The 23,890-nt window shown below is 66.0% G+C and carries 35 protein-coding genes; 1 reads left to right on the forward strand and 34 read right to left on the reverse strand.

The features are described 5' to 3' along the window. Window positions 1-33: 33 nt before the first annotated feature. The 34 genes from OG906_RS14555 to rpsL all read right to left on the reverse strand — a co-directional run bounded on the left by OG906_RS14555 (window position 34) and on the right by rpsL (window position 21,963). The gene (locus OG906_RS14555; protein WP_008739666.1) at window positions 34-1,056 is read right to left on the reverse strand and encodes a DNA-directed RNA polymerase subunit alpha; all 1,023 of its coding nucleotides are present in this window, start codon (window positions 1,054-1,056) and stop codon (window positions 34-36) included. A gap of 137 nt (window positions 1,057-1,193) precedes the next feature. Beyond that, window positions 1,194-1,598: a 30S ribosomal protein S11 gene (gene rpsK / locus OG906_RS14560; protein WP_053682608.1), complete on the reverse strand. Its 405-nt coding sequence runs from the start codon at window positions 1,596-1,598 to the stop codon at window positions 1,194-1,196. A 54-nt stretch (window positions 1,599-1,652) separates the two neighbouring features. Continuing rightward, the gene (gene rpsM, locus OG906_RS14565; protein WP_267796317.1) at window positions 1,653-2,033 is read right to left on the reverse strand and encodes a 30S ribosomal protein S13; all 381 of its coding nucleotides are present in this window, start codon (window positions 2,031-2,033) and stop codon (window positions 1,653-1,655) included. Window positions 2,034-2,232: 199 nt separating this feature from the next. Continuing rightward, complete coding sequence (gene rpmJ, locus OG906_RS14570; RefSeq protein WP_003956441.1) at window positions 2,233-2,346, reverse strand: 50S ribosomal protein L36; 114 nt, start codon at window positions 2,344-2,346, stop codon at window positions 2,233-2,235. A 73-nt stretch (window positions 2,347-2,419) separates the two neighbouring features. Next, a complete protein-coding gene (gene infA / locus OG906_RS14575; RefSeq protein ID WP_003956442.1) occupies window positions 2,420-2,641 on the reverse strand; it encodes a translation initiation factor IF-1 in 222 nt (73 codons plus the stop codon). Between the two features lie 143 nt (window positions 2,642-2,784). After that, window positions 2,785-3,621, reverse strand: a complete 837-nt coding sequence (gene map, locus OG906_RS14580) for a type I methionyl aminopeptidase (RefSeq protein ID WP_053682610.1) — start codon at window positions 3,619-3,621, stop codon at window positions 2,785-2,787. 92 nt (window positions 3,622-3,713) lie between these two features. Further along, window positions 3,714-4,361 carry an adenylate kinase gene (locus OG906_RS14585; protein WP_053682611.1) on the reverse strand — a complete coding sequence of 216 codons (648 nt, stop codon included), beginning with the start codon at window positions 4,359-4,361 and terminating at the stop codon, window positions 3,714-3,716. Continuing rightward, window positions 4,361-5,674: a preprotein translocase subunit SecY gene (gene secY, locus OG906_RS14590; RefSeq protein ID WP_053682612.1), complete on the reverse strand. Its 1,314-nt coding sequence runs from the start codon at window positions 5,672-5,674 to the stop codon at window positions 4,361-4,363. The genes OG906_RS14585 and secY overlap by 1 nt, the downstream gene beginning before the upstream one ends. Window positions 5,675-5,860: 186 nt before the next feature. Continuing rightward, window positions 5,861-6,316: a 50S ribosomal protein L15 gene (gene rplO / locus OG906_RS14595; RefSeq protein ID WP_053682613.1), complete on the reverse strand. Its 456-nt coding sequence runs from the start codon at window positions 6,314-6,316 to the stop codon at window positions 5,861-5,863. Between the two features lies 1 nt (window position 6,317). Then, window positions 6,318-6,500 carry a 50S ribosomal protein L30 gene (gene rpmD, locus OG906_RS14600; RefSeq protein WP_053682614.1) on the reverse strand — a complete coding sequence of 61 codons (183 nt, stop codon included), beginning with the start codon at window positions 6,498-6,500 and terminating at the stop codon, window positions 6,318-6,320. Beyond that, window positions 6,500-7,102, reverse strand: a complete 603-nt coding sequence (rpsE, locus tag OG906_RS14605; protein ID WP_053682615.1) for a 30S ribosomal protein S5 — start codon at window positions 7,100-7,102, stop codon at window positions 6,500-6,502. The genes rpmD and rpsE overlap by 1 nt, the downstream gene beginning before the upstream one ends. A gap of 45 nt (window positions 7,103-7,147) precedes the next feature. Then, window positions 7,148-7,531: a 50S ribosomal protein L18 gene (rplR, locus tag OG906_RS14610; RefSeq protein ID WP_008739696.1), complete on the reverse strand. Its 384-nt coding sequence runs from the start codon at window positions 7,529-7,531 to the stop codon at window positions 7,148-7,150. Window positions 7,532-7,533: 2 nt separating this feature from the next. Continuing rightward, window positions 7,534-8,073, reverse strand: a complete 540-nt coding sequence (rplF, locus tag OG906_RS14615; protein ID WP_053682616.1) for a 50S ribosomal protein L6 — start codon at window positions 8,071-8,073, stop codon at window positions 7,534-7,536. Window positions 8,074-8,093: 20 nt separating this feature from the next. Then, the gene (rpsH, locus tag OG906_RS14620) at window positions 8,094-8,492 is read right to left on the reverse strand and encodes a 30S ribosomal protein S8 (RefSeq protein WP_007265911.1); all 399 of its coding nucleotides are present in this window, start codon (window positions 8,490-8,492) and stop codon (window positions 8,094-8,096) included. A 223-nt stretch (window positions 8,493-8,715) separates the two neighbouring features. After that, on the reverse strand, window positions 8,716-8,901 hold the full coding sequence (locus OG906_RS14625) for a type Z 30S ribosomal protein S14 (RefSeq protein ID WP_003956452.1): 186 nt from the start codon (window positions 8,899-8,901) through the stop codon (window positions 8,716-8,718). 5 nt (window positions 8,902-8,906) lie between these two features. After that, window positions 8,907-9,458: a 50S ribosomal protein L5 gene (rplE, locus tag OG906_RS14630; RefSeq protein ID WP_030388859.1), complete on the reverse strand. Its 552-nt coding sequence runs from the start codon at window positions 9,456-9,458 to the stop codon at window positions 8,907-8,909. Next, window positions 9,458-9,781 carry a 50S ribosomal protein L24 gene (gene rplX / locus OG906_RS14635; protein ID WP_053682617.1) on the reverse strand — a complete coding sequence of 108 codons (324 nt, stop codon included), beginning with the start codon at window positions 9,779-9,781 and terminating at the stop codon, window positions 9,458-9,460. The genes rplE and rplX overlap by 1 nt, the downstream gene beginning before the upstream one ends. A 2-nt stretch (window positions 9,782-9,783) precedes the next feature. Next, window positions 9,784-10,152: a 50S ribosomal protein L14 gene (gene rplN, locus OG906_RS14640; protein ID WP_053682618.1), complete on the reverse strand. Its 369-nt coding sequence runs from the start codon at window positions 10,150-10,152 to the stop codon at window positions 9,784-9,786. A gap of 105 nt (window positions 10,153-10,257) precedes the next feature. Beyond that, window positions 10,258-10,539, reverse strand: coding sequence for a 30S ribosomal protein S17 (gene rpsQ, locus OG906_RS14645; protein ID WP_053682619.1), 282 nt, complete (start codon window positions 10,537-10,539; stop codon window positions 10,258-10,260). After that, the gene (rpmC, locus tag OG906_RS14650) at window positions 10,539-10,763 is read right to left on the reverse strand and encodes a 50S ribosomal protein L29 (RefSeq protein ID WP_008739703.1); all 225 of its coding nucleotides are present in this window, start codon (window positions 10,761-10,763) and stop codon (window positions 10,539-10,541) included. The genes rpsQ and rpmC overlap by 1 nt, the downstream gene beginning before the upstream one ends. Then, on the reverse strand, window positions 10,763-11,182 hold the full coding sequence (gene rplP / locus OG906_RS14655; protein ID WP_030026326.1) for a 50S ribosomal protein L16: 420 nt from the start codon (window positions 11,180-11,182) through the stop codon (window positions 10,763-10,765). Before rplP ends, rpmC begins: the two co-directional genes overlap by 1 nt. Window positions 11,183-11,187: 5 nt before the next feature. Beyond that, on the reverse strand, window positions 11,188-12,027 hold the full coding sequence (gene rpsC, locus OG906_RS14660) for a 30S ribosomal protein S3 (RefSeq protein WP_053682620.1): 840 nt from the start codon (window positions 12,025-12,027) through the stop codon (window positions 11,188-11,190). Beyond that, window positions 12,027-12,374, reverse strand: coding sequence for a 50S ribosomal protein L22 (rplV, locus tag OG906_RS14665; RefSeq protein ID WP_037792011.1), 348 nt, complete (start codon window positions 12,372-12,374; stop codon window positions 12,027-12,029). Before rplV ends, rpsC begins: the two co-directional genes overlap by 1 nt. A gap of 43 nt (window positions 12,375-12,417) precedes the next feature. Beyond that, window positions 12,418-12,699: a 30S ribosomal protein S19 gene (gene rpsS, locus OG906_RS14670; RefSeq protein ID WP_023539342.1), complete on the reverse strand. Its 282-nt coding sequence runs from the start codon at window positions 12,697-12,699 to the stop codon at window positions 12,418-12,420. Window positions 12,700-12,711: 12 nt separating this feature from the next. Continuing rightward, window positions 12,712-13,548, reverse strand: coding sequence for a 50S ribosomal protein L2 (rplB, locus tag OG906_RS14675; RefSeq protein ID WP_008739715.1), 837 nt, complete (start codon window positions 13,546-13,548; stop codon window positions 12,712-12,714). A gap of 40 nt (window positions 13,549-13,588) precedes the next feature. Next, window positions 13,589-13,912 (reverse strand): 50S ribosomal protein L23, encoded by a 324-nt coding sequence (rplW, locus tag OG906_RS14680; protein ID WP_037792012.1) that lies wholly within the window; start codon window positions 13,910-13,912, stop codon window positions 13,589-13,591. After that, entirely contained in the window at window positions 13,912-14,562 is a 651-nt protein-coding gene (gene rplD / locus OG906_RS14685) for a 50S ribosomal protein L4 (RefSeq protein ID WP_031146574.1), read from the reverse strand. The genes rplW and rplD overlap by 1 nt, the downstream gene beginning before the upstream one ends. A 4-nt stretch (window positions 14,563-14,566) precedes the next feature. Beyond that, window positions 14,567-15,211 carry a 50S ribosomal protein L3 gene (rplC, locus tag OG906_RS14690; RefSeq protein WP_053682621.1) on the reverse strand — a complete coding sequence of 215 codons (645 nt, stop codon included), beginning with the start codon at window positions 15,209-15,211 and terminating at the stop codon, window positions 14,567-14,569. Between the two features lie 14 nt (window positions 15,212-15,225). After that, window positions 15,226-15,534: a 30S ribosomal protein S10 gene (gene rpsJ / locus OG906_RS14695; RefSeq protein WP_003948644.1), complete on the reverse strand. Its 309-nt coding sequence runs from the start codon at window positions 15,532-15,534 to the stop codon at window positions 15,226-15,228. A 463-nt stretch (window positions 15,535-15,997) separates the two neighbouring features. Continuing rightward, window positions 15,998-17,221, reverse strand: coding sequence for a hypothetical protein (locus OG906_RS14700; RefSeq protein ID WP_329443133.1), 1,224 nt, complete (start codon window positions 17,219-17,221; stop codon window positions 15,998-16,000). 387 nt (window positions 17,222-17,608) lie between these two features. Further along, window positions 17,609-18,802 (reverse strand): elongation factor Tu, encoded by a 1,194-nt coding sequence (gene tuf, locus OG906_RS14710; protein WP_053682624.1) that lies wholly within the window; start codon window positions 18,800-18,802, stop codon window positions 17,609-17,611. Between the two features lie 150 nt (window positions 18,803-18,952). Further along, window positions 18,953-21,079: an elongation factor G gene (fusA, locus tag OG906_RS14715; protein WP_267796321.1), complete on the reverse strand. Its 2,127-nt coding sequence runs from the start codon at window positions 21,077-21,079 to the stop codon at window positions 18,953-18,955. Window positions 21,080-21,118: 39 nt separating this feature from the next. Then, a complete protein-coding gene (rpsG, locus tag OG906_RS14720) occupies window positions 21,119-21,589 on the reverse strand; it encodes a 30S ribosomal protein S7 (RefSeq protein ID WP_053682626.1) in 471 nt (156 codons plus the stop codon). Between the two features lie 2 nt (window positions 21,590-21,591). Continuing rightward, window positions 21,592-21,963 carry a 30S ribosomal protein S12 gene (gene rpsL, locus OG906_RS14725; protein WP_007265893.1) on the reverse strand — a complete coding sequence of 124 codons (372 nt, stop codon included), beginning with the start codon at window positions 21,961-21,963 and terminating at the stop codon, window positions 21,592-21,594. Window positions 21,964-22,385: 422 nt separating this feature from the next. Between rpsL and OG906_RS14730 the strand changes: the two genes are divergently transcribed. After that, window positions 22,386-23,867 (forward strand): DUF6056 family protein, encoded by a 1,482-nt coding sequence (locus OG906_RS14730; protein ID WP_329443136.1) that lies wholly within the window; start codon window positions 22,386-22,388, stop codon window positions 23,865-23,867. The last annotated feature ends 23 nt before the right edge of the window (window positions 23,868-23,890 follow it).

The following is a 23,890-nucleotide window of genomic DNA, read 5'->3' on the forward strand; positions in this document are numbered from 1 at the left end:
GCCGCGGGAAAGTCTCTTGCTGCGAGCCGAGGCTCAGTACTGCTCGGTCTCGACGAAACCGGCGTCCGCGTCGTCGTCGGCGCCGAAGGCGTCGGCGGCGGCGGTCGGGTCGAATCCGGGCGGGCTGTCCTTGAGGGCCAGGCCCATGCCGGCCAGCTTCGCCTTTACCTCGTCGATCGACTTCGCACCGAAGTTGCGGATGTCGAGCAGGTCGGCCTCGGAGCGGGCGACGAGCTCACCCACGGAGTGGATGCCCTCGCGCTTGAGGCAGTTGTAGGAGCGGACCGTGAGCTCCAGCTCCTCGATCGGCAGCGCCAGGTCGGCGGCCAGGGCCGCGTCCGTCGGCGAGGGGCCCATGTCGATGCCCTCGGCGTCGATGTTGAGCTCGCGGGCCAGACCGAACAGCTCGACCAGGGTCTTGCCGGCGGACGCCATGGCGTCACGCGGGCGCATGGCCTGCTTGGTCTCGACGTCGACGATCAGCTTGTCGAAGTCGGTGCGCTGCTCGACTCGGGTCGCCTCGACCTTGTAGGTGACCTTGAGGACCGGGCTGTAGATGGAGTCGATCGGGATGCGACCGATCTCCTGGCCCAGCTGCTTGTTCTGGACGGCGGAGACGTAGCCGCGACCGCGCTCGACGGTCAGCTCCATCTCCAGCTTGCCCTTGCCGTTGAGCGTGGCGAGGACGAGGTCCGGGTTGTGCACCTCGACACCGGCCGGGGGCGCGATGTCGGCAGCGGTGACCAGGCCGGGACCCTGCTTGCGCAGGTACATCACGACCGGCTCGTCGTGCTCCGAGGAGACGACCAGCTGCTTGATGTTGAGGATGATGTCGGTGACGTCTTCCTTGACGCCCGGCACGGTGGTGAACTCGTGCAGGACGCCGTCCACGCGGATGCTGGTGACAGCGGCACCCGGGATGGAGGACAGGAGCGTACGGCGCAGGGAGTTGCCGAGGGTGTAGCCGAAGCCCGGCTCCAGCGGCTCGATCACGAACCGCGAGCGGTACTCGTCGACGACCTCTTCGGTCAGCGAAGGACGCTGAGCGATAAGCATGTGTGTTCCTTCAGTCGTGGACGCCCACTATTTGACGTCCGACGGGCACTACATACAGCAAGGGTACGGGCGGCACGTCCCCCGTGAGGGGTTCGTACCGCCCGGACACTCAAAGACGCACAGCTGCGTCCGTCGCGTCAGACGCGGCGGCGCTTCGGCGGGCGGCAGCCGTTGTGCGGGGTGGGGGTGACGTCCTGGATCGAGCCGACCTCGAGGCCGGTGGCCTGGAGGGAGCGGATCGCGGTCTCGCGGCCGGAGCCCGGACCCTTGACGAAGACGTCAACCTTGCGCATGCCGTGCTCCTGCGCGCGGCGGGCGGCCGACTCGGCGGCCATCTGCGCGGCGAAGGGGGTGGACTTGCGCGAGCCCTTGAAGCCGACGTGGCCGGCGGAGGCCCAGGAGATCACGTTGCCCGAGGGGTCCGTGATCGAGACGATGGTGTTGTTGAACGTGCTCTTGATGTGGGCGTGCCCATGAGCGATGTTCTTCTTTTCCTTGCGGCGCACCTTCTTGGCAGCGCCCTGACGACCCTTGGGGGGCATCTAAATCTCCTACGGGAGGTGGTCGGTCCTACAGCGCAAGACCGCTGAACAGGACTACTTCTTGCCCGGCTTCTTCTTACCGGCGATCGCGCGACGCGGACCCTTGCGGGTACGAGCGTTCGTGCTGGTGCGCTGACCGTGCACCGGGAGGCCACGACGGTGGCGAACACCCTGGTAGCACTGGATCTCGACCTTGCGACGGATGTCGGCCTGGATCTCGCGGCGGAGGTCACCCTCGGTGCGGAGGTTGGCGTCCACGTACTCGCGGATCTTGACCAGGTCCTCTTCGGCCAGGTCACGAACGCGGGTGTCGGGGTTCACACCGGTGGCCTCAAGGATTTCCTTGGACCGGGTGCGACCGACACCGAAGACGTAGGTGAGTGCGATCTCCACGCGCTTTTCGCGCGGGATGTCAACACCGGAAACGCGTGCCATTCAATGGCTCCTGTGTGTTCGGGGGTCTTCAGCAGAATCGACCCCGACCGCCGACCACACCTGATGGGTGGTGGTACGTCCGGGTCCCCGGCCCCCGCCGGAGGTGCCGCCGGCCCTGGTCAGGGCTGGGCGGATTCTGCGTGTGTACGTTTTCTTACGTCGCGCGAAGAACTGCGGAGTGCAGGTCGGTCGGCGTGCGTCAGCCCTGGCGCTGCTTGTGGCGCAGGTTGTCGCAGATGACCATGACCCGACCGTGACGGCGGATCACCTTGCACTTGTCGCAGATCTTCTTGACGCTCGGCTTGACCTTCATTGGGTGAGGTTCTCCGGGTCAGTGCCACCACCCGCGCCGGGACAAGACGCCCAGACGGGAGTGAAGACAAGATCTACTTGTATCGGTAGACGATCCGGCCACGCGTCAGGTCGTACGGAGAGAGCTCCACGACAACCCGGTCATCAGGGAGGATGCGGATGTAGTGCATGCGCATCTTGCCACTGATGTGCGCGAGGACTTTGTGACCGTTCTGGAGTTCCACCTTGAACATCGCGTTCGGGAGGGACTCGATCACGGTGCCCTCGATTTCGATGGCACCTTGCTTCTTGGCCACGCTTCGCCTTTCGAATCGGCTACCTTGATCGGCGCCGTGCCGTGCCCATGCAGGGCATGGGGATGCACGAGAGCCGACGCATCAGTCTACGTCAGGGCATCCGGAAAGACGAATCCGGAAAGTTTGCCCCACATTGTAGATCATTAACCGAGGGGGTCCGGGGCCGTGGTGACCCCGTACTCCGCCAGTTTCGCCTTGCCGCAGTCGGGGCTGGTCAGCACGATCGGACCCGCCTCGGTCAGGGCGATGGAGTGTTCCCAGTGGGAGGACCACGTGCCGTCGGTCGTGATGACGGTCCAGTCGTCCGCCAGTACCTCCGTCTGGGGGGTGCCCAGGGAGACCATCGGCTCGATCGCCAGGCAGACGCCCGGGACGAGCTTGATCCCCTTGCCTCGCTTGCGCGAGACGTAGTTCAGCAGGTGGGGGTCCATGTGCATCTCGGACCCGATGCCGTGGCCGCCGTAGTCCTCGATGATCCCGTACTTGCCGGTCGCGGGACGCGGCTGGCGGCGGATGTAGCCCTCGATCGCCTTCGAGATGTCCACGAGGCGGTTGCCGAGCTTCATGGCGGCGATGCCGGCCCACATGGACTCCTCGGTCACCCGGGAGAGCTCCAGGAGCTCGGGCGCGTGACCGGTGCCCACGAAGGCGGTGTACGCGGCGTCGCCGTGCCAGCCGTCGACGATGGCGCCCGCGTCGATCGAGATCACGTCGCCGTCCTTGAGGACGGTCTTGTCGTCCGGGATGCCGTGGACGACGACCTCGTTGACCGAGGTGCAGATCGTCGCCGGGAATCCGCCGTAGCCGAGGAAGTTCGACTTCGCGCCGGCGTCCGCGATGACCTTGCGGGCCACCATGTCCAGATCCCGCGTCGTGGCGCCCGGCACGGCCGCCTCACGGGTCGCCGCGTGGATGGCCGCGACGACCAGCCCCGCCTCCCGCATCTTGGCGATCTGCTCGGGCGTCTTGAGCTGCACCATGGACGTGCCTTCCACCTTCTGAATCGGGACTTCTCAACAGTACGGCCGCGGCGCCCTGAGGACACCGCGGCCGTACCTGCACAGCAGGGGTACTACTTCTTCAGGGCTTCCATCGCGCGCTTCGTGACGTCCGCGACCTCACCGAGGGCCGGGATGGTCACCAGCAGGCCCTGGGCCTTGTAGTAGTCGATGATCGGCTCGGTCTGCGTGTGGTAGACCTCCAGCCGGTTGCGGACCGTGGCCTCCGAGTCGTCACCGCGCTGGTACAGCTCGCCGCCACAGGTGTCGCACACGCCCTCGGCCTTGGCCGGGGCGTAGGTCACGTGGAAGACGTGCGCGGAGTCGTTGCGGCAGATCCGGCGACCGGCGATGCGCTTGACGACCTCGTCCTCCTCGACCTCCAGGTCGAGGACGGCGTCCAGCTTCATGCCGGCGGTCCGGAGCATCTCGTCCAGGGCGACGGCCTGCGACACGTTCCGCGGGAAACCGTCGAGCAGGAAGCCGTTCGCGGCGTCCGCCTGCTCCATCCGGTCCTTCGCCATGCCGATGGTGATCTCGTCGGGGACGAGGTCACCCGCGTCCATGAACGCCTTGGCGCGCCGGCCGAGCTCCGTGTTCTGGCTGATGTTGGCGCGGAACAGGTCGCCCGTGGAGATGTGCGGGATCGACAGGTTCTTGGCAAGGAACGCGGCCTGCGTTCCCTTGCCCGCACCGGGGGGTCCGACGAGGACGATTCGCATCAGCGGAGGAACCCTTCGTAATTGCGCTGCTGGAGCTGGCTCTCGATCTGCTTCACGGTTTCCAGACCGACACCCACGATGATCAGGATGCTCGTCCCGCCGAACGGGAAGTTCTGGTTCGCGCCGAAGCCCGCCAACGCCATCGTCGGCACAAGAGCAATGAGACCCAGGTACAGCGACCCCGGCCAGGTGATCCGGTTGAGTACGTAGCTGAGGTACTCGGCGGTGGGTCGGCCGGCGCGGATGCCCGGGATGAAGCCACCATACTTCTTCATGTTGTCGGCAACTTCCTCGGGGTTGAACGAGATCGCCACGTAGAAGAACGCGAAGAAGACGATCAGGAGGAAGTAGACGGCGATGTAGTACGGGTGGTCGCCCTTGACGAAGTGCTTCTGGATCCAGGTGGCCCAGCCCGCGGTGGAACCGCTGAACTGGACGATCAGGGCCGGGATGTAGAGCAGCGACGAGGCGAAGATGACCGGGATGACACCGGCCTGGTTCACCTTGAGCGGGATGTACGTCGAGGTGCCGCCGTACGCGCGGCGACCGATCATGCGCTTCGCGTACTGGACCGGGATGCGGCGCTGCGCCTGCTCGACGAAGACCACGAGGGCCACCATCGCGAGCCCGACCAGGATGACGACGCCGAACTCGACCCAACCGTCGGCGATCTTGCCCTGGAGCTTGATCTGCCAGAGGGCGCCGATGAAGCCGGCGGCGATCGAGATGAACATGAGGATCGACATGCCGTTGCCGATGCCGCGGTCGGTGATCAGCTCACCGAGCCACATGACGACACAGGTACCGGCGGTCATGGTGATGACCATGACGACCATGGTGAAGATCGAGTGATCCGGCACGATCTGACTGCGGAGCTGGCAGGACCCGAAGAGGGCGCCGCTCTTCGCGGTGGCGACGAGGCCGGTGCCCTGGAGGATCGCGAGGGCGACCGTCAGATAGCGCGTGTACTGAGTGATCTTCGCCGTGCCGGACTGCCCCTCTTTTTTGAGGTTCTCCAGCTTCGGGATGACCACGGTCAGCAGCTGCAGGATGATGCTCGCCGTGATGTACGGCATGATGCCGAGCGCGAAGATCGTGATCTGCAACAGCGCGCCACCACTGAACATGTTGACGAGACCGAACAGGCTGTTGCCGCTCCCGGCCTGGTCAACACAGAACTGAACGTTCTTGTAGTTCACGCCGGGCACCGGGATGTGGGAGCCGAGGCGGAACAACACGATGATGGCGAGCGTGAAGAACAGCTTCTTGCGCAGGTCGGGCGTCTTGAACGCCCGGGCGAACGCGGTGAGCACGGTGCCTCCTGCGACCCCCGCGCTACTGCGTCAGAGGTGACGGTCTGAGGGATCGACGAATACGTACAAGCAAAGGTGCAGGCCACCTTACCGGCGACATGGCCCTCCGTGGAACGACCAACCGGGGATGCCCCATATGTGAGGCATCCCCGGTCGGGTTTCAGCTATTAATCACTGAGTTTCGTCTTAGACGAGCTCGGTGACCGTGCCACCAGCGGCGGCAATCTTCTCCTTGGCGGAGCCGGAAACGGCGTCAACCGAGACCTGCAGCGCAACGGAGATCTCGCCCTGGCCCAGGACCTTGACGAGGCTGTTCTTGCGAACCGCGCCCTTGGCGACCAGGTCGGCCACCGTGACTTCTCCACCCTCGGGGTAGAGAGCGCCGAGCTTGTCCAGGTTGACGACCTGGAACTCGGTGCGGAACGGGTTCTTGAAGCCCTTGAGCTTCGGCAGACGCATGTGGAGGGGCATCTGCCCACCCTCGAAGCGCTGCGGGATCTGGTAACGGGCCTTCTGGCCCTTCGTACCACGACCGGCCGTCTTACCCTTCGACGCCTCACCACGACCGACACGGGTCTTCGCGGTCTTGGCGCCGGGGGCGGGACGGAGGTTGTGGGCCTTCAGCGGGCTGTTCTCAGCCATGTTAGTCAACCTCCTCAACCGTCACGAGGTGGCGGACGGTCTGCACCATTCCGCGGAACTCGGGGCGGTCCTCCTTGACGACCACGTCGTTCAGGCGCTTGAGCCCGAGCGAACGCAGAGTGTCGCGGTGGTTCTGCTTGCTGCCGATGTACGACTTCGTCTGCGTGATCTTGAGGCGAGCCATTACGCACCCGCCCCGGCACGTGCACGAAGCAGAGCCGCGGGGGCGACGTCCTCGAGGGGCAGACCACGGCGAGCCGCGATCTCCTCGGGACGCTGCAGGCCCTTGAGGGCCGCCACGGTCGCGTGCACGATGTTGATCGCGTTGGAAGAGCCGAGCGACTTCGACAGGATGTCGTGAACGCCGGCGCACTCCAGAACGGCGCGCACCGGACCACCGGCGATAACACCGGTACCGGGGGAAGCCGGCTTCAGGAGCACGACGCCCGCGGCACGCTCGCCCGTGATCGGGTGAGGGATGGTGCCCTGGATGCGCGGAACCTTGAAGAAGTTCTTCTTGGCTTCCTCGACACCCTTGGCGATGGCCGCGGGAACTTCCTTGGCCTTGCCGTAACCGACACCTACAGTGCCGTCACCGTCGCCCACCACGACCAGCGCGGTGAAGCTGAAGCGGCGACCACCCTTGACAACCTTGGCGACGCGGTTGATCGCGACAACGCGCTCAACGTAAGCGGTCTTCTCGGCGGCAGGGCCACCGTCGCGACCCTTCCGGTCCCGCCGCTCGCCGCCACCGGCACCGCTTCCGCGGCGCTGGGGTCCAGCCATTGGATTACCTCTCTCTGTTACGTCCGTGAGTCCCGGAACCGGGGCTTAGAACTTCAGCCCGGCTTCGCGGGCGGCGTCAGCCAGAGCGGCAATGCGCCCGGCGTATCGGTTGCCACCGCGGTCGAAGACAACGGTCTCGACCCCGGCAGCCTTCGCACGCTCGGCCACGAGCGCGCCGACGGCCTGGGCCTGGGCGCTCTTGTCGCCTTCGCCACCGCGGATCGAGGTGTCCAGGGTCGACGCGGACGCCAGGGTGTGACCCTGGAGGTCGTCGATGACCTGAGCAACGATGTTGCGGTTCGAACGCGTCACGACGAGGCGCGGACGCTCCGCCGTACCCGACACGTTCTTGCGAATGCGGATGTGGCGGCGAGCCTTGGCAGCGCGCTTGTACGCGTCGCCCTTGGCGATCTTCACACCGTATGCCATGGCTACTTACCAGCCTTTCCGACCTTGCGGCGGATGACTTCGCCGGCGTACTTGACACCCTTGGCCTTGTACGGGTCGGGCTTCCGCAGCTTGCGGATGTTGGCGGCGACCTCGCCGACCTTCTGCTTGTCGATGCCCTCGACCGTGAACTTGGTGGGCGACTCGACCTTGAAGGAGATGCCCTCGGGCGCCTCGATCAGGATCGGGTGGCTGTAGCCAAGCTGGAACTCCAGGTCGGAGCCCTTCGCGGCGACGCGGTAACCGACACCGCTGATCTCGAGAGCCTTGACGTATCCCGTGGTCACACCGGTGATCATGTTCGCCACCAGCGTGCGGGACAGGCCGTGGAGGGCCTTGTTCTGACGCTCGTCGTTGGGGCGGATGACGTTCAGAACGCCGTCCTCACCCTTGGCGACGGCGATGGGCGCAGCGACGGTGTGCGAGAGGGAACCCTTGGGGCCCTTCACCGCGACCGTGCGGCCATCGATGGTGACGTCCACACCGGCGGGAACCTGGATGGGGAGCTTGCCGATTCGCGACATTGCTTTTCCTCCGTTCCCGACTACCAGACGTAGGCGAGGACTTCCCCACCTACGCCCTTCTTGCCTGCCTGCTGGCCGGTGAGGAGACCGTGGGACGTGGAGATGATCGCCACGCCCAGGCCGCCGAGCACCTTCGGCAGGTTGGTGGACTTCGCGTACACGCGCAGACCGGGCTTCGAGATCCGCTTGATGCCCGCAATGGAGCGCTCACGGTTCGGCCCGAACTTCAGCTCGAGGACGAGGTTCTTGCCGACCTCGGCGTCCTCGACCTTCCAGCCGGTGATGAAACCCTCTTGCTTGAGGATCTCTGCGATGTGCGACTTGATCTTGCTGTGCGGCATCACGACGGTGTCGTGGTACGCCGAGTTAGCGTTACGCAGACGCGTGAGCATGTCTGCGATCGGGTCAGTCATGGTCATGAAGTGGCCTTCGGCCTCTCTCGCCGGGGTTTCCTGTATGCGCCATCCCTCTCCCCACTCAGTGGCGGGACGGGTGCGGTGCGGGGACCTACGGCGTAGTAAGTCGTTATGGGCGGCAGACGCCCAACCACACAAGCCTAAGGCATGCGCGGCCGGGCACCTGCCGTCCAGATGCTTACCGAGAGTCTCTGGTTCTCTCCAAGTCCCTAAGGACAGGAGGGATTTACCAGGAGCTCTTGGTCACGCCCGGCAGCTCGCCACGGTGAGCCATCTCACGAAGGCAGACGCGGCACAGGCCGAACTTGCGGTACACGGAGTGAGGGCGACCGCAGCGCTGGCAGCGGGTGTACGCACGCACACCGAACTTGGGCTTGCGGGCAGCCTTCGCGATGAGAGCCTTCTTCGCCATCTCGCTTACGCCTCCTTGAAGGGGAAGCCGAGGTGACGAAGGAGGGCACGGCCCTCGTCGTCGTTGGTCGCCGTGGTGACCACGGTGATGTCCATACCCCGGGTACGGTCGATCTTGTCCTGGTCGATCTCGTGGAACATGACCTGCTCCGTGAGACCGAAGGTGTAGTTGCCACGGCCGTCGAACTGCTTCGGCGACAGACCACGGAAGTCACGGATACGCGGAAGCGCGAGCGACAGCGTACGGTCCAGGAACTCCCACATGCGGTCACCACGGAGGGTGACGTGGCAGCCGATCGGCTGACCCTCGCGCAGCTTGAACTGCGCGATGGACTTCCGGGCCTTCGTGACGGCCGGCTTCTGACCGGTGATCGTCGTCAGGTCCTTGATGGCGCCGTCGATCAGCTTGGAGTCGCGGGCGGCGTCGCCCACACCCATGTTGACCACGATCTTCACGAGGCCGGGAATCTGCATGACGTTCTCGTAGGAGAACTCCTCACGCAGCTTGCCCGCGATGTCCTCGCGGTACTTCGTCTTGAGACGCGGAGTGGTAGCCATCAGATGTCCTCACCCGTCCGCTTGGCAACGCGGATCTTGTTGCCCTCGTCGTCGAAGCGGTATCCGACGCGGGTGACGACCTTCTGGCCGTCCTTCTCCACAACCAGCTGAACGTTGCTGACGTGGATCGGCGCCTCGGTGATCACGATGCCACCGGTCTGCGAACCACCAGCGGTCTGACCGGCCTTGGTGTGCTTCTTGACCCGGTTGACACCCTCGACGAGGACGCGGTTCTCAGTAGGGATGGCCGTGATGACCTTGCCCTGCTTGCCCTTGTCCTTACCGGTGATGACCTGAACCAGGTCGCCCTTCTTGATCTTCATGCTTACAGCACCTCCGGCGCGAGCGAGATGATCTTCATGAACTTCTTCTCGCGCAGCTCACGGCCCACCGGGCCGAAGATACGGGTGCCACGAGGGTCGCCGTCGTTCTTGAGAATGACAGCGGCGTTCTCGTCGAAACGGATGTACGAGCCGTCCTGGCGGCGGCGCTCCTTGACGGTGCGAACGATGACGGCCTTGACGACGTCACCCTTCTTCACGTTGCCGCCGGGGATCGCGTCCTTGACGGTGGCGACGATGACGTCACCGACGCCCGCGTAGCGGCGACCCGAGCCACCGAGAACACGGATGCAAAGGATCTCCTTGGCACCAGTGTTGTCGGCGACACGCAGTCGCGACTCCTGCTGGATCACGTCTATCTCCTGATTGTCTGCCGGTTCCCGGCGGGGGCTTCACTCCGAGGAGTGCGGCCCCCACCGAGCCTGGCGGAACGAACCTGAGGGAAACCCCTCAGGTACTTACTTGGCCTTCTCGAGGATCTCGACGATGCGCCAGCGCTTGCTCGCCGACAGCGGACGCGTCTCCATGATGAGGACGCGGTCGCCGACGCCGGCAGCGTTCTGCTCGTCGTGAGCCTTGAGCTTGTTCGTACGGCGGATGACCTTGCCGTACAGGGCGTGCTTCACGCGGTCCTCGACGGCGACGACGACAGTCTTGTCCATCTTGTCGCTGACGACGAGGCCCTCACGGGTCTTGCGGAAGCCGCGGTCCTGGGTCTCAGTCACATTCTTCTCGCTCATCAGGCGCTCTCCACCGTCTCGATGCCGAGCTCGCGCTCGTGCATCAGGGTGTAGATCCGGGCGATGTCCTTACGGACGGACTTGAGCCGGCCGTTGTTCTCCAGCTGGCCCGTGGCCGCCTGGAAGCGCAGCTTGAACAGCTCTTCCTTGGCCTCGCGCAGCTTGCCAACGAGCTCCTCGTTGCCGAGCTCACGCAGCTCGGACGCCTTGGTTCCCGTCGCCATCACGACTCACCTGCCTCGCGCCGAACAATCCGGCACTTCATCGGAAGCTTGTGAGCAGCGCGGGTGAGCGCCTCACGAGCAATCTTCTCGTTCGGGTAGGACAGCTCGAACATGACCCGACCCGGGTGCACGTTCGCGATCCACCACTCGGGAGAACCCTTACCGGAACCCATGCGGGTCTCGGCGGGCTTCTTCGTGAGCGGACGGTCCGGGTAGATGTTGATCCAGACCTTGCCGCCACGCTTGATGTGACGGGTCATCGCAATACGAGCCGCCTCGATCTGGCGGTTCGTCACGTAGGCGGGGGTGAGCGCCTGGATGCCGTACTCGCCGAACGAGACCTCAGTACCGCCCTTGGCCATACCGCGGCGCTTGGGGTGGTGCTGCTTGCGGTGCTTGACCCTACGAGGGATCAGCATGTCGGTCAGGCCTCCGTTCCGGTGCTCTCAGCCGGAGCGGCGGCGGGAGCGTCGGCCTTGGGGGCCTCGGCACCAGCAGCCTGCTGCGGCTTGCGGCCGCCACGGCCGCCACGCTCGCCACCACGACCACCGCGGCCACCGGCCGGACGGTCGTTCGCGCCACCACGAGCCGGGCGGTTGCCCGCACGGGCCGCGGCGTTCTCGGCGCGAACCTCGGCGATGTTCTTGACGTCGCCCTTGTAGATCCAGACCTTCACACCGATACGGCCGAAGGTGGTCTTGGCCTCGAAGAAGCCGTAGTCCACGTTCGCGCGCAGCGTGTGCAGCGGCACACGACCCTCGCGGTAGAACTCGGAGCGGGACATCTCGGCGCCGCCGAGGCGACCGCCGCACTGGATCTTGATGCCCTTGGCGCCGGCCTTCATCGTGCCCTGCATGCTCTTACGCATGGCGCGACGGAAGGAGACGCGGGAGGAGAGCTGCTCGGCAACGGCCTGGGCAACCAGCTGAGCGTCGAGCTCGGGGTTCTTGACCTCGAGGATGTTCAGCTGGACCTGCTTGCCCGTGAGCTTCTCGAGGTCACCGCGGATGCGGTCGGCCTCGGCGCCACGGCGGCCGATGACGATGCCGGGACGAGCGGTGTGGATGTCCACACGCACGCGGTCACGGGTGCGCTCGATCTCAACCTTCGAGATGCCGGCGCGCTCCATGCCGGACGTCATCATCCGACGGATGGCGACGTCTTCCTTGACGTAGTCCTTGTACAGCTTGTCGGCGTACCAACGCGACTTGAAGTCGGTGGTGATGCCGAGCCGGAACCCGTGCGGGTTTACCTTCTGGCCCATTACCGGGAACCTTCCTTGCTGCTGACGACCACGGTGATGTGGCTGGTCCGCTTGCGGATCCGGTAGGCACGGCCCTGCGCACGCGGACGGAACCGCTTCAGGGTCGGGCCCTCGTCCACGAACGCCTCGCTGATGACCAGCGTGGAGGCGTCCGGGTGGTTGTAGTTGTGTGCGGCATTGGCAATGGCGCTGTCCAGCACCTTGCCAACCGGCACGCTCGCGGCCTGCGGGGCGAAACGCAGGACCGCCTGAGCCTCCGTGGCATCCATGCCACGGATAAGGTCCACCACTCGGCGGGCCTTCATGGGCGTGACGCGGATGTACCGCGCCTGGGCCCTGGCTTCCATGGTTGTCCCTTCGGTGTAAGTCATAGTCATAACCACCCCGCCTTTAGCGGCGCTTCGACTTCCGGTCGTCCTTGACGTGGCCGCGGAAGGTGCGAGTCGGCGAGAACTCGCCGAGCTTGTGGCCGACCATCGACTCGGTGACGAACACCGGGACGTGGATCTTGCCGTTGTGCACCGCGATGGTGTGACCCAGCATGGCCGGGATGATCATCGAGCGACGGGACCAGGTCTTGATGACGTTCTTGGTACCGGCTTCGTTCTGTACGTCCACCTTCTTGATGAGGTGTCCGTCGACGAAGGGTCCCTTCTTGAGACTGCGCGGCATCTAAACCCGCTCCTAGCGCTTCTTGTTCGTCTTGCGGCGGCGGACGATGTACTTGCTCGAAGCCTTCTTCGGCGAGCGAGTACGACCCTCCTTCTGACCCCACGGGGAGACCGGGTGGCGACCACCACTGGTCTTACCCTCACCACCACCGTGCGGGTGGTCGACCGGGTTCATCGCGACACCGCGGACGGAGGGGCGAACGCCCTTCCAGCGCATGCGGCCGGCCTTGCCCCAGTTGATGTTCGACTGCTCGGCGTTGCCGACCTCACCGACGGTGGCGCGGCAGCGCGCGTCGACCAGGCGGATTTCTCCGGACGGCATACGAAGGTGGGCCATCGTGCCCTCCTTCGCCAGCAGCTGCACGGACGCACCGGCGGAGCGGGCGAACTTCGCACCACCACCGGGACGCAGCTCGATCGCGTGGATCGTCGTACCAACCGGGATGTTGCGCAGCGCCAGGTTGTTGCCGGGCTTGATGTCGGCCGTCGGGCCGTTCTCAATCCGGTCACCCTGCTTCAGGGCCTTCGGCGCGATGATGTAGCGCTTCTCGCCGTCGGCGTAGTGCAGCAGCGCGATGCGCGCGGTGCGGTTGGGGTCGTACTCGATGTGCGCGACCTTCGCCGGCACGCCGTCCTTGTCGTGACGACGGAAGTCGATCACACGGTAGGCGCGCTTGTGGCCGCCACCCTGGTGACGAACAGTGATCCGACCGGTGTTGTTACGGCCGCCCTTGCTGTGCAGCGGGCGAACCAGCGACTTCTCCGGCGTGGACCGCGTGATCTCGACAAAGTCGGCGACGCTGGAGCCACGACGGCCCGGGGTCGTCGGCTTGTACTTGCGGATACCCATTTCTCAGTCCTCGTCCGATTCCGGACGACTCAGGACTCCGTTAGGAGGCCTGGCCGCCGAAGATGTCGATTCGGTCGCCCTCAGCGAGGGTCACGATGGCGCGCTTGGTGTTCGCGCGCTTGCCGAAACCGGTCTTGGTGCGCTTGCGCTTACCCTGACGGTTGATCGTGTTGACCCCGGTGACCTTGACCGAGAAGACCGCCTCGACGGCCTGCTTGATCTGGGTCTTGTTGGCGCCAGGCGCGACGATGAACGTGTACTTGTTCTCGTCCAGCAGCGCGTAGCTCTTCTCCGAGACAACCGGCTTGATCAGCAGGTCGCGCGGGTCAGTGAAGGTCTTGCTGGTAACGGTCGCCTCAGACATCAGGCGTCGCTCCCTTCGGTCTCATCGGCCTTGGGGCCAGACACGAAGGACTCGAAAGCGGCCTGAGTGAAGACCACGTCGTCAGAGACGATCACGTCGTACGTGTTCAGCTGGCCCGGCTCCAGGATGTGAACCTGGGGCAGGTTGCGGGCGGACAGCCACGCGGCCTCGTCGGCGCGGTCGACGACCAGGAGCAGGTTCTTGCGCTCCGAGATCTTGCCGAACAGCGTCTTCGCTGCCTTCGTGGAGGCGGCACCCTCGACCACGCCGGTGACGACGTGGATGCGGGAGTGACGCGCGCGGTCCGAGAGGGCACCGCGGAGAGCGGCGGCCTTCATCTTCTTCGGGGTCCGCTGGGAGTAGTCACGCGGCTGCGGGCCGTGGACGACGCCACCGCCGACGAACTGCGGAGCGCGGGTCGAACCCTGACGGGCGCGGCCGGTGCCCTTCTGGCGGTACGGCTTGCGGCCACCACCACGGACTTCGCCACGACGCTTGGTCTTGTGCGTGCCCTGACGGGCAGCAGCCAGCTGAGCGACAACGACCTGGTGGATCAGCGGAACGCTGGTCTTCGCGTCGAAGATCTCCGCGGGGAGCTCGACGGTACCGGCCTTGTCGCCTGCCGGCGAAAGGATGTCAATGGTGCTCATTACCTCAAGCCCCCTTGGCCGCGGTACGGACCAGGACGAGGCCGCCGTTCGGACCGGGGACCGCGCCCTTGATGAGGAGCAGACCCTTCTCCGCGTCAACCGCGTGGATGGTCAGGTTCTGGGTGGTGACGCGCTCGTTGCCCATACGACCGGCCATGCGCATGCCCTTGAAGACACGCCCAGGGGTGGCGCAGCCACCGATCGAACCGGGGGAGCGGTGCTTGCGCTGGACACCGTGACCGGCACCGAGGCCCTTGAAGTTGTGACGCTTCATGACACCGGCGAAGCCCTTGCCCTTGCTGTTGCCCGTGACGTCGACCTTGACGCCCGACTCGAACACAGCGGCGGTGATCTCCTGGCCGAGCGTGTACTCGCCGGCGTCGGAGGTGCGGAGCTCCACCAGGTGGCGGCGGGGGGTGACGTCGGCCTTGGCGAAGTGACCCTTGAGGGGCTTGTTCACCTTGCGAGGGTCGATTTCGCCGAAGGCGATCTGGACCGACTCGTAGCCGTCGATGTCGTTCTTACGGACCTGGGTAACGACGCAGGGTCCGGCCTTGACCACGGTCACCGGGACGACACGGTTGTTCTCGTCCCAGACCTGGGTCATGCCGAGCTTCTCGCCCAGGACGCCCTTGATCTGCTTTGCCATCTTCTCGACGCCTCTCAGAGCTTGATCTCGATGTCAACGCCGGCCGGAAGGTCCAGGCGCATCAGCGAGTCAACGGTCTTGGGGGTCGGGTCGAGGATGTCGATCAGGCGCTTGTGCGTGCGCATCTCGAAGTGCTCGCGCGAGTCCTTGTACTTGTGCGGCGACTTGATGACGCAGTACACGTTCTTCTCAGTGGGCAGCGGCACCGGGCCCGCGACCGACGCACCAGTGCGCGTCACCGTCTCGACGATCTTCTTCGCCGACGAATCGATGACCTCGTGGTCGTAGGCCTTGAGCCGGATGCGGATCTTCTGTCCCGCCATGGCTACTCCGTAGTCCTGTCTGTTGTGGAAACGCTCTGGCTCCCGGGCGGCTGTGGATCTCTCCACTGCTTCCCTCCGACCCACGCGGTCGGGCGTGTCGCACACCCTCTACAGAAAATTCCCATACGGAAATTCCCTCGTCCAAGGGGGTACGGTCCCAAGACCGCGCTTCGGGGGAGAAACACCCACCGGGTGCCTGGTCCGCACCGTGCTGACACTTCCCAGAAGATTCCCGTACGTCCGCCCCCATTGCTGCCCTGAGGGGCAGGTAAGGGCGACGAGTACTGTGGGACTCGCTTCCGGTCCTCCCGGCGGGAGGCGCGCAGCATCGGCACTCAACCGAGCAACTTGAGTAGTCTGCCATACGAGACACGTACTGCGCCAATCGGGCGCAGAAGAATACCCCGCCGCGCAGACACGTCAAACCGTGCCGCGCGGCGGGTGCCCGTGCAGGGGCCGCTGGTCAGGAGCGCGAGAGCGTCCCGCACTCCCCTGCGGGCCGGTCGGCGAGCTCCTTGCTGCGGTCGTAGGGATCCACGGCGGCCCCCGTGGGCCGGTCGCCGGACACCTTGTCGCGGTCGAACTGCGGGTGCAGGTACCCGTCGTGGACCCCGCAGCTGTCGTTGCCGAACTCTTCCTCGTGTTCGCCGTACTGCAGCGTCCCCGGGGTCACCCGGAACGTGACCGGGTCGTTCACGTACAGGCTCATCCGGCGCCGCACGATGGTGCGTTCCACCTGGTCCGAGCCGGCCGCGGCCTTCACCAGCGGGTAGACGAAGGTGTAGTCCGCGCGCACCCGCACCTCGCCGTCCGTGTCGCCGGCCTCGAAGCTCATCCGGCCCCGGACCTTGACGACCTCGCCGACCAGCCGGACCTCGGACGGGTCGAAGCGACTGAACAGCGAGGTCGGGCTCGCGTCCTCGGACGGCTTGTCCAGGGCCCGCGCGAAGAGCGACCGGCCGCCTTCCTCCTGGAGGGGCTCCAGGAGCTTCAGGGCGGCCTCGGGACGCCCTCCGCGCAGCGTCGCGGGGTCGATGTTCGAAGCGACCAGGAGTTCCTTCGTCAGGGTGAGCGCCTGGGCCACCCGCTCCTTCGAAAGGCCGCCGACGGCCTTCGCCTCCGGCACCTCGATCGCGTTCGCCCCCTCGGCCCACTGGAGCGCCGGGGAGCCGCGGAAGGGCTCCTTGAGCGTCGGGCGGTCCGGGTCCGCCGACGGCGCCGCCGTCGGCCGTACGGACTCGGCGGGGAGCGGCTGTGCGGCCTGCGCGCCGCTTCGCTCGGAGTTCTCCCCGGTCAGCCGGTCGATGAGCAGCTCCGGCCGTACGACGACCAAGGCCAGGGCGGCGATGAACACGATGCCCGCGGTCGCCTTGAGGCGCCGGTCGCCCGTCCGGCCCCCGTCCCGCCCCTGCCACGCGGGCCCGGTCCGCCACCCCTCCGGCTCGGCGGCCCGACGGGCCGCCCGGGCCCGGCGCCCCCGCCACCGTCCCCGTTCCGCCGCGGCCCGCGCCTCGTCCTCCCGGCGCAGCCGCTCGGTGACCATCCGCGCCCGTGCGGACGGCTCGTGCGGAGCGGCCCCTCCCCCGACCCCGGACTCCCGCACGAACCGTTCCCACGCCTCGTCGGAAACGCCCGGTCTGCCGACGTCGTCGTTGTTGCCCATGTCCCCGCCCCTGTAAAGATCCACGTCATGCGCTGCGGATCCTTACACACCCCCGACCGCGCGCTTCCACGGGGCCCGCATGGTGCGCGAACGGCTCGGCCTCGGGGTCCACGTCCAGTCGCTGCCGACCGGGTCCCGGATCGGCATCAGGGACCTCGCCCCCCCCGCTTCCCCGAGAACCGTCGCCGCCGCCCTGCGGGAGTTGGAGCGGCACGGGTACCTGAAGCGGAGCCGCGTACGGCTCTCCGGCGGGCAGGTCGTCACCCGGACCGTGTCCTACGACCGCGCCCCGGTGCGACCTCGCCCCGGGTACGACGAAGGGCCCCCTCCTCGACGCCGAAGCGTCGGGGAGGGGGCCCCTCTGTCAAACGTGGTGCCCGCTCTCGCGAGCCACCAGGTCAGACCGCGAAATTACTTCGTGATCTTGGTGACCTGGCCGGCGCCGACGGTACGACCACCCTCACGGATGGCGAACTTCAGGCCCTCTTCCATCGCGACAGGCTGGATGAGGTTGACAGTCATGTCGGTGTTGTCACCGGGCATGACCATCTCGGTGCCCTCGGGGAGGGTCACAACGCCCGTCACGTCCGTGGTACGGAAGTAGAACTGCGGGCGGTAGTTGTTGAAGAACGGGGTGTGACGGCCACCCTCGTCCTTCGACAGGATGTACGCGGCGGCCTCGAACTCGGTGTGCGGCGTGACCGAACCGGGCTTGATGATGACCTGGCCGCGCTCGACGTCCTCGCGCTTGATGCCACGGAGGAGCAGACCGACGTTCTCGCCCGCCTGGCCCTCGTCGAGCAGCTTGCGGAACATCTCGATGCCGGTGACCGTGGTGGTGGTCTTCTCCTGCTTGATGCCGATGATGTCAACGGTCTCGTTGACCTTCAGGACACCACGCTCGATGCGACCGGTGACGACGGTGCCACGACCGGTGATCGTGAAGACGTCCTCGACGGGCATCAGGAACGGCTTCTCGGTGTCACGCGGAGGGGTCGGGATCGACTCGTCGACCGCGGCCATCAGGCCGAGAAGCTTCTCGCCCCACTCCTTGTCGCCCTCAAGAGCCTTGAGCGCGGAGACCTGAACGACCGGAAGGTCGTCGCCCGGGAAGTCGTACTCGGAGAGCAGCTCACGGACCTCGAGCTCGACGAGCTCCAGGATCTCCTCGTCGTCCACCATGTCGGCCTTGTTCAGGGCGACAACGATGTAGGGAACGCCGACCTGGCGGGCCAGGAGCACGTGCTCCTTGGTCTGCGGCATCGGGCCGTCGGTGGCGGCAACCACGAGGATCGCGCCGTCCATCTGCGCGGCACCCGTGATCATGTTCTTGATGTAGTCCGCGTGACCGGGGCAGTCGACGTGGGCGTAGTGACGCGCCTCGGTCTGGTACTCGACGTGCGCGATGGAGATGGTGATACCGCGCTGGCGCTCCTCAGGAGCCTTGTCGATCTGGTCGAAGGCCGAGGCCTCGTTCAGGTCCGGGTACGCGTCATGCAGCACCTTGGTAATGGCGGCCGTGAGGGTCGTCTTACCGTGGTCAATGTGACCGATGGTGCCGATGTTGACGTGCGGCTTAGTCCGCTCGAACTTCGCCTTCGCCACGGGGGTCCTCCTGGAGAGTGGTTCTGTACGCCTTACAGATCGGCGCCAGGTGATCTTTGCTGGATAGCCGGTTCCCCCGGGGCAATGGGAGTTTTGCTCCTGTTGCCCCAGAGGCTCCGGTGACAAGCCTAAAGCGTGTACTCGGAAGAGTTACTCGCCCTTGGCCTTCGCGATGATCTCCTCAGCGACGTTCCGGGGAACCTCGGCGTAGGAGTCGAACTGCATCGAGTAGCTGGCGCGACCCGAGGTCTTGCTGCGGAGGTCTCCGACGTAGCCGAACATCTCCGAAAGCGGCACGAGGCCCTTCACGATGCGAGCACCGTGACGCTCCTCCATGGCCTGAATCTGGCCACGGCGAGAGTTGATGTCGCCGATGACCTCACCCATGTAGTCCTCGGGCGTGGTGACCTCAACGGCCATCATCGGCTCAAGGAGCACGGGAGAAGCCTTGCGCGCGGCCTCCTTGAAGGCCTGCGAACCGGCGATCTTGAACGCGAGTTCGGAGGAGTCGACCTCGTGGTAGCCACCGTCGAGAAGAATGACGCGGACGCCGGTCATCTCGTAGCCGGCGAGGATGCCGAACTTCATGGCTTCCTGCGCACCGGCATCCACGGAGGGGATGTACTCACGCGGGATGCGGCCACCGGTGACCTTGTTCACGAACTCGTAGGTCGCCTCGCCACCCTCGATGGGCTCGATCGCGATCTGCACCTTGGCAAACTGACCGGTACCACCGGTCTGCTTCTTGTGGGTGTAGTCGTGACGCTCGACGGTCTTGCGGATCGTCTCGCGGTAGGCCACCTGCGGCTTGCCGACGTTCGCCTCGACCTTGAACTCGCGACGCATGCGGTCGACGAGGATGTCGAGGTGAAGCTCGCCCATACCACCGATGATGGTCTGGCCGGTCTCCTCGTCCGAGTGAACCTGGAAGGAGGGGTCCTCCTCCGCGAGACGCTGGATGGCAACACCCAGCTTCTCCTGGTCACCCTTGGACTTGGGCTCGATGGCGACCTGAATGACCGGGGCCGGGAAGTCCATGGACTCCAGGATGACCGGGTTCTTGTCGTCACACAGCGTCTCACCGGTGGTGGTCTGCTTCAGGCCCATGACGGCGACGATGTCGCCGGCGCCCACCGAGTCGATCTCCTCACGCTTGTTCGCGTGCATGCGGTAGATCTTGCCGATGCGCTCCTTCTTGCCCTTGACGGAGTTCAGCACCGCGGTGCCGGCCTCCAGGCGACCGGAGTAGATCCGGACGAAGGTGAGCTTGCCGAGGTGCGGGTCGCTCGCGATCTTGAACGCGAGGGCCGACAGCGGCTCGGAGTCGGACGGCTTGCGCTTGACCACGACCTCCGGGTCCTTGACGTCGTGGCCTTCGATGGCCTCGACGTCCAGGGGGGAGGGCAGGTAGCGCACGACGGCGTCGAGCAGGGGCTGAACGCCCTTGTTCTTGAACGCGGTGCCGCAGAACACGGGGGTGACGGTGGTGTCGCCGCCCTTGCCGGACGCGATGGTGATGCGACGAACAGCGGCGTAGAGCTGCTCCTCGGTGGGCTCGACGCCCTCCAGGAACAGTTCCATCAGCTCTTCGTCGTTCTCCGCGACGGCCTCGACGAGCTTGCCGCGCCATTCCTCGGCGAGCTCGGTGTGCGAGGCGGGGATGTCGACGACGTCGTACATCTCGCCCTTGGAGGCTTCGGCGGACCAGACGAGGGCCTTCATGCGAACCAGGTCGACAACGCCCTGGAAGTCCATCTCGGCGCCGATCGGGAGCTGCATGACGATCGGGGTCGCGCCGAGGCGGTCCGTGATCATGTCAACGCAGCGGAAGAACTCGGCGCCGGTACGGTCCAGCTTGTTCACGAAGCAGATGCGCGGCACGCCGTAACGGTCGGCCTGACGCCATACCGTCTCGGACTGCGGCTCCACACCGGCGACACCGTCGAAGACGGTGACGGCGCCGTCGAGGACGCGGAGCGAACGCTCCACCTCGACGGTGAAGTCGACGTGGCCCGGGGTGTCGATGATGTTGATGGTGTGGTCAACGTCTTCGAGGGGCCAGTGGCAGGTCGTCGCGGCAGACGTGATGGTGATACCACGCTCCTGCTCCTGCTCCATCCAGTCCATCGTGGCAGCGCCGTCGTGGACCTCACCGATCTTGTAGGACACACCGGTGTAGAACAGGATGCGCTCGGTGGTGGTCGTCTTGCCCGCGTCGATGTGGGCCATGATCCCGATGTTGCGGACCTTGGCCAGGTCAAGCGAAGTGGTAGCCATAAGGCTTCGGTCTTCTCTCGGTCTCGATGTGGGGTGGGACTACCAGCGGTAGTGCGCGAAGGCCTTGTTGGACTCGGCCATCTTGTGCGTGTCCTCGCGCTTCTTGACGGCAGCGCCAAGACCGTTGGAGGCGTCGAGCAGCTCGTTCATGAGGCGCTCGGTCATGGTCTTCTCACGACGGGCGCGGGAGTAACCCACGACCCAGCGCAGCGCCAGGGTGGCGGCGCGACCGGGCTTGACCTCGATCGGCACCTGGTAGGTGGCTCCACCGACACGGCGGGACTTGACCTCGAGCGACGGCTTGACGTTCTCCAGCGCGCGCTTCAGCGTGATGACCGGGTCAGCGCCGGTCTTCTCGCGGAGGCCTTCCATGGCGCCGTAAACGATGCGCTCGGCGGTGGAGCGCTTGCCGTTCAGGAGGATCTTGTTGATGAGCGACGTCACCAGAGGAGATGCGTAGACCGGGTCGATGATGACCGGGCGCTTCGGGGCGGGGCCCTTACGAGGCATTCTTACTTCTCCTTCTTGGCGCCGTAGCGGCTGCGGGCCTGCTTGCGGTTCTTGACAGCCTGGGTGTCAAGCGCACCGCGGATGATCTTGTAACGAACACCCGGCAGGTCCTTCACACGGCCACCACGCACGAGCACGATCGAGTGCTCCTGCAGGTTGTGTCCCTCACCCGGAATGTAGGCCGTGACCTCGATGCCGGAGGTCAGACGCACACGCGCGACCTTACGGAGCGCCGAGTTCGGCTTCTTCGGGGTGGTCGTGAACACACGCGTGCAGACGCCGCGACGCTGGGGCGAAGCCTCAAGCGCGGGGGTCTTTGTCTTCTCGACCTTGTCCTGCCGGCCCTTCCGGACCAGCTGCTGGATCGTAGGCACTACTTCTCCGGTTTCTGTGTGCCGTGTAGTGAAACTAACCTGGAACTTGCCGACCCACGCGGTCGGGTGTGTCGGATCCGGCGGACCTCCGTGCAAGCACGGAAACGCTTGGATCGCGGTGGCTGATTCGTCCCTCGTGCGGTTGATGGACACGCACGGGAACCAGGCACACCCCAGGCACAAGGTATGAGCGTACCTACCTCATTGACTCCGGTCAAAACAAATGCTCCCGGGCGCCTTCGGCGCAGGCCGGCGGCGTCCCGGCCGGCGGACCGCCGCGCGGCGCGCCGAGGAGGTGGAAGCCGCAGGGGGCGCGAAGTCTAGACTTCTACCCGATCATCCCCGGTCCCGGACGCCGTTTCTCGCCCTCTGTGGCACGGCGAGCGGCCGCCGCGGAACGGCCCCGTCGCGAAAGATCCCGAATGCCGCTCGATTCCATACGAGAACGCCTGCGTCCGCTCTTGTCGTACGCCGCAGTCGTCATCGCCCTCGCCGCCTCTGCCCTGCTGGCCGTCGGCGCCTTCCTGGGCCTCTACGTCCGCCCCACCTCGGATGACTGGTGCGCCGCCTGGAAGGCCCGCGACATGGGCATCTTCGGGATCACCGCCGACTTCTACAACACGCAGAACGGCCGGCTCACCAACGCCTTCATGAGCGGGATCGTCTACTCCGACGGGATCCTCGGCACGAAGGTCATGCCCACGCTCATCATCCTGACGATGGGCGCCGGCCTGGTGATGCTCGCCCGCGTCGGCCTGCGCGCGCTCGGCTGGCAGGTGCCGATCGCGGTGCTGATCGCCGCGTCCGTCGTGGTCACCGCCCTGTTCTCCTTCGCGGGCACGCGCAACTACCAGGCCCTGCTGTGGGCCCCGGCCACGATCTCGCACACGGTCCCCGCCATCATCGGCATCTGGGCCGTGCTGATCGCCGTCTGGGCCGGCCGTTCGGGCCGTGTCTGGCCGCGCCGCCTCGCCCTCGCCGCCGCCGTCGTGATCGGCTTCGGCATCGGCACCCTGAGCGAGCCCTTCACCATCGTGGGCGGCCTGTTCATGGGCGTGGCCATGCTGCTGAGCATCCCGAAGGTGGGGCTCGCCCGCACCTGGTGGTCCTTCACCTGGCTCGCCACGTACTGCGTCAGCAGCCTGGTCGGCCTGGCCGTGCTGTACACCTCCCCCGGTGCGAAGTGGCGCCGCTCGGTCCAGCCGCACACCGACTCGATGCTCTCCGGGAAGGCCCTGCGCAAGTCCTTCGAGGACTGGGGCAACATCTGGGACGCGATCGGCGGCCAGTGGGCCTACCTCGGCGCCGTCGCCGCGGGCCTCCTGATCGGTCTGGCCGTCGCGTACCTCTCCCCCACGGGCGCCGAGCGCGTCACCGCGATCCCGGGCCGCCTGAAGGTCCTGCTGATCGTCCTGCCGGTGCCGGTCCTGATGCTCGCCTCCTTCGTGGTGGCCATGGCCCTGAACAACGGCTACGGCCCCACCGGCTGGACCTACGCGCGGACCTGGAACAGCTTCATGGTCCCGTTCCTGATGACGCTGTGCCTGTACGGGATCCTGGCCGGCCGCGCCATCGGCGTCCGGCTCGCCTCCGTGGACCGCGGCAGCCTGCTCCCGGGCGCCCTCGTCGTGGTCCTCGCCGCCGGGTTCACCGTCGCCTCCGTGGGCGCGCTCGTGCCCGCCGTGCAGGAGATGACCAAGGACACCGTCTACCGCTCCCTGGTGTGGGACAAGCAGGACGCCCGGATCCGCAAGGAGGTCTCCCGCGGTGCGACGGACGTGATGTACAAGCCGTCCTACATCGGGAAGCTCGCCGAGCCGTACTTCACCAAGAACAAGGACAAGGACTGGGTCGCCCAGTGCGTGTCGAAGTACTACGGCGTCGAGGACATCCACAAGCCCTGACCCCGCCCCGACCCCGCGTCCGT

It is taken from the genome of Streptomyces sp. NBC_01426 (assembly GCF_036231985.1).
Classification (GTDB): Bacteria; Actinomycetota; Actinomycetes; order Streptomycetales; family Streptomycetaceae; genus Streptomyces.

Coding starts and splice junctions, on each gene's coding strand:
- OG906_RS14555 (WP_008739666.1), bottom strand. CDS start 1,056: ATGCTTATCGCTCAGCGTCCTTCGCTGACCGAAGAGGTCGTCGACGAG.
- rpsK (WP_053682608.1), bottom strand. CDS start 1,598: ATGCCCCCCAAGGGTCGTCAGGGCGCTGCCAAGAAGGTGCGCCGCAAG.
- rpsM (WP_267796317.1), bottom strand. CDS start 2,033: ATGGCACGCGTTTCCGGTGTTGACATCCCGCGCGAAAAGCGCGTGGAG.
- rpmJ (WP_003956441.1), bottom strand. CDS start 2,346: ATGAAGGTCAAGCCGAGCGTCAAGAAGATCTGCGACAAGTGCAAGGTG.
- map (WP_053682610.1), bottom strand. CDS start 3,621: ATGGTGCAGCTCAAGACGCCCGAGCAGATCGCCAAGATGCGGGAGGCG.
- OG906_RS14585 (WP_053682611.1), bottom strand. CDS start 4,361: ATGCGAATCGTCCTCGTCGGACCCCCCGGTGCGGGCAAGGGAACGCAG.
- rplO (WP_053682613.1), bottom strand. CDS start 6,316: ATGGCTGAGAACAGCCCGCTGAAGGCCCACAACCTCCGTCCCGCCCCC.
- rpmD (WP_053682614.1), bottom strand. CDS start 6,500: ATGGCTCGCCTCAAGATCACGCAGACGAAGTCGTACATCGGCAGCAAG.
- rpsE (WP_053682615.1), bottom strand. CDS start 7,102: ATGGCTGGACCCCAGCGCCGCGGAAGCGGTGCCGGTGGCGGCGAGCGG.
- rplR (WP_008739696.1), bottom strand. CDS start 7,531: ATGGCATACGGTGTGAAGATCGCCAAGGGCGACGCGTACAAGCGCGCT.
- rplF (WP_053682616.1), bottom strand. CDS start 8,073: ATGTCGCGAATCGGCAAGCTCCCCATCCAGGTTCCCGCCGGTGTGGAC.
- rpsH (WP_007265911.1), bottom strand. CDS start 8,492: ATGACCATGACTGACCCGATCGCAGACATGCTCACGCGTCTGCGTAAC.
- OG906_RS14625 (WP_003956452.1), bottom strand. CDS start 8,901: ATGGCGAAGAAGGCTCTCATCGCGAAGGCTGCCCGCAAGCCCAAGTTC.
- rplE (WP_030388859.1), bottom strand. CDS start 9,458: ATGGCTACCACTCCGCGTCTCAAGACGAAGTACCGCGAGGACATCGCG.
- rplX (WP_053682617.1), bottom strand. CDS start 9,781: ATGAAGATCAAGAAGGGCGACCTGGTTCAGGTCATCACCGGTAAGGAC.
- rpsQ (WP_053682619.1), bottom strand. CDS start 10,539: ATGAGCGAGAAGAATGTGACTGAGACCCAGGACCGCGGCTTCCGCAAG.
- rpmC (WP_008739703.1), bottom strand. CDS start 10,763: ATGGCGACGGGAACCAAGGCGTCCGAGCTGCGTGAGCTCGGCAACGAG.
- rplP (WP_030026326.1), bottom strand. CDS start 11,182: ATGCTGATCCCTCGTAGGGTCAAGCACCGCAAGCAGCACCACCCCAAG.
- rpsC (WP_053682620.1), bottom strand. CDS start 12,027: ATGGGCCAGAAGGTAAACCCGCACGGGTTCCGGCTCGGCATCACCACC.
- rplV (WP_037792011.1), bottom strand. CDS start 12,374: ATGGAAGCCAGGGCCCAGGCGCGGTACATCCGCGTCACGCCCATGAAG.
- rpsS (WP_023539342.1), bottom strand. CDS start 12,699: ATGCCGCGCAGTCTCAAGAAGGGACCCTTCGTCGACGGACACCTCATC.
- rplB (WP_008739715.1), bottom strand. CDS start 13,548: ATGGGTATCCGCAAGTACAAGCCGACGACCCCGGGCCGTCGTGGCTCC.
- rplW (WP_037792012.1), bottom strand. CDS start 13,912: ATGTCTGAGGCGACCGTTACCAGCAAGACCTTCACTGACCCGCGCGAC.
- rplD (WP_031146574.1), bottom strand. CDS start 14,562: ATGAGCACCATTGACATCCTTTCGCCGGCAGGCGACAAGGCCGGTACC.
- rplC (WP_053682621.1), bottom strand. CDS start 15,211: ATGGCAAAGCAGATCAAGGGCGTCCTGGGCGAGAAGCTCGGCATGACC.
- rpsJ (WP_003948644.1), bottom strand. CDS start 15,534: ATGGCGGGACAGAAGATCCGCATCCGGCTCAAGGCCTACGACCACGAG.
- fusA (WP_267796321.1), bottom strand. CDS start 21,079: ATGGCTACCACTTCGCTTGACCTGGCCAAGGTCCGCAACATCGGGATC.
- rpsG (WP_053682626.1), bottom strand. CDS start 21,589: ATGCCTCGTAAGGGCCCCGCCCCGAAGCGCCCGGTCATCATCGACCCG.
- OG906_RS14730 (WP_329443136.1), top strand. CDS start 22,386: ATGCCGCTCGATTCCATACGAGAACGCCTGCGTCCGCTCTTGTCGTAC.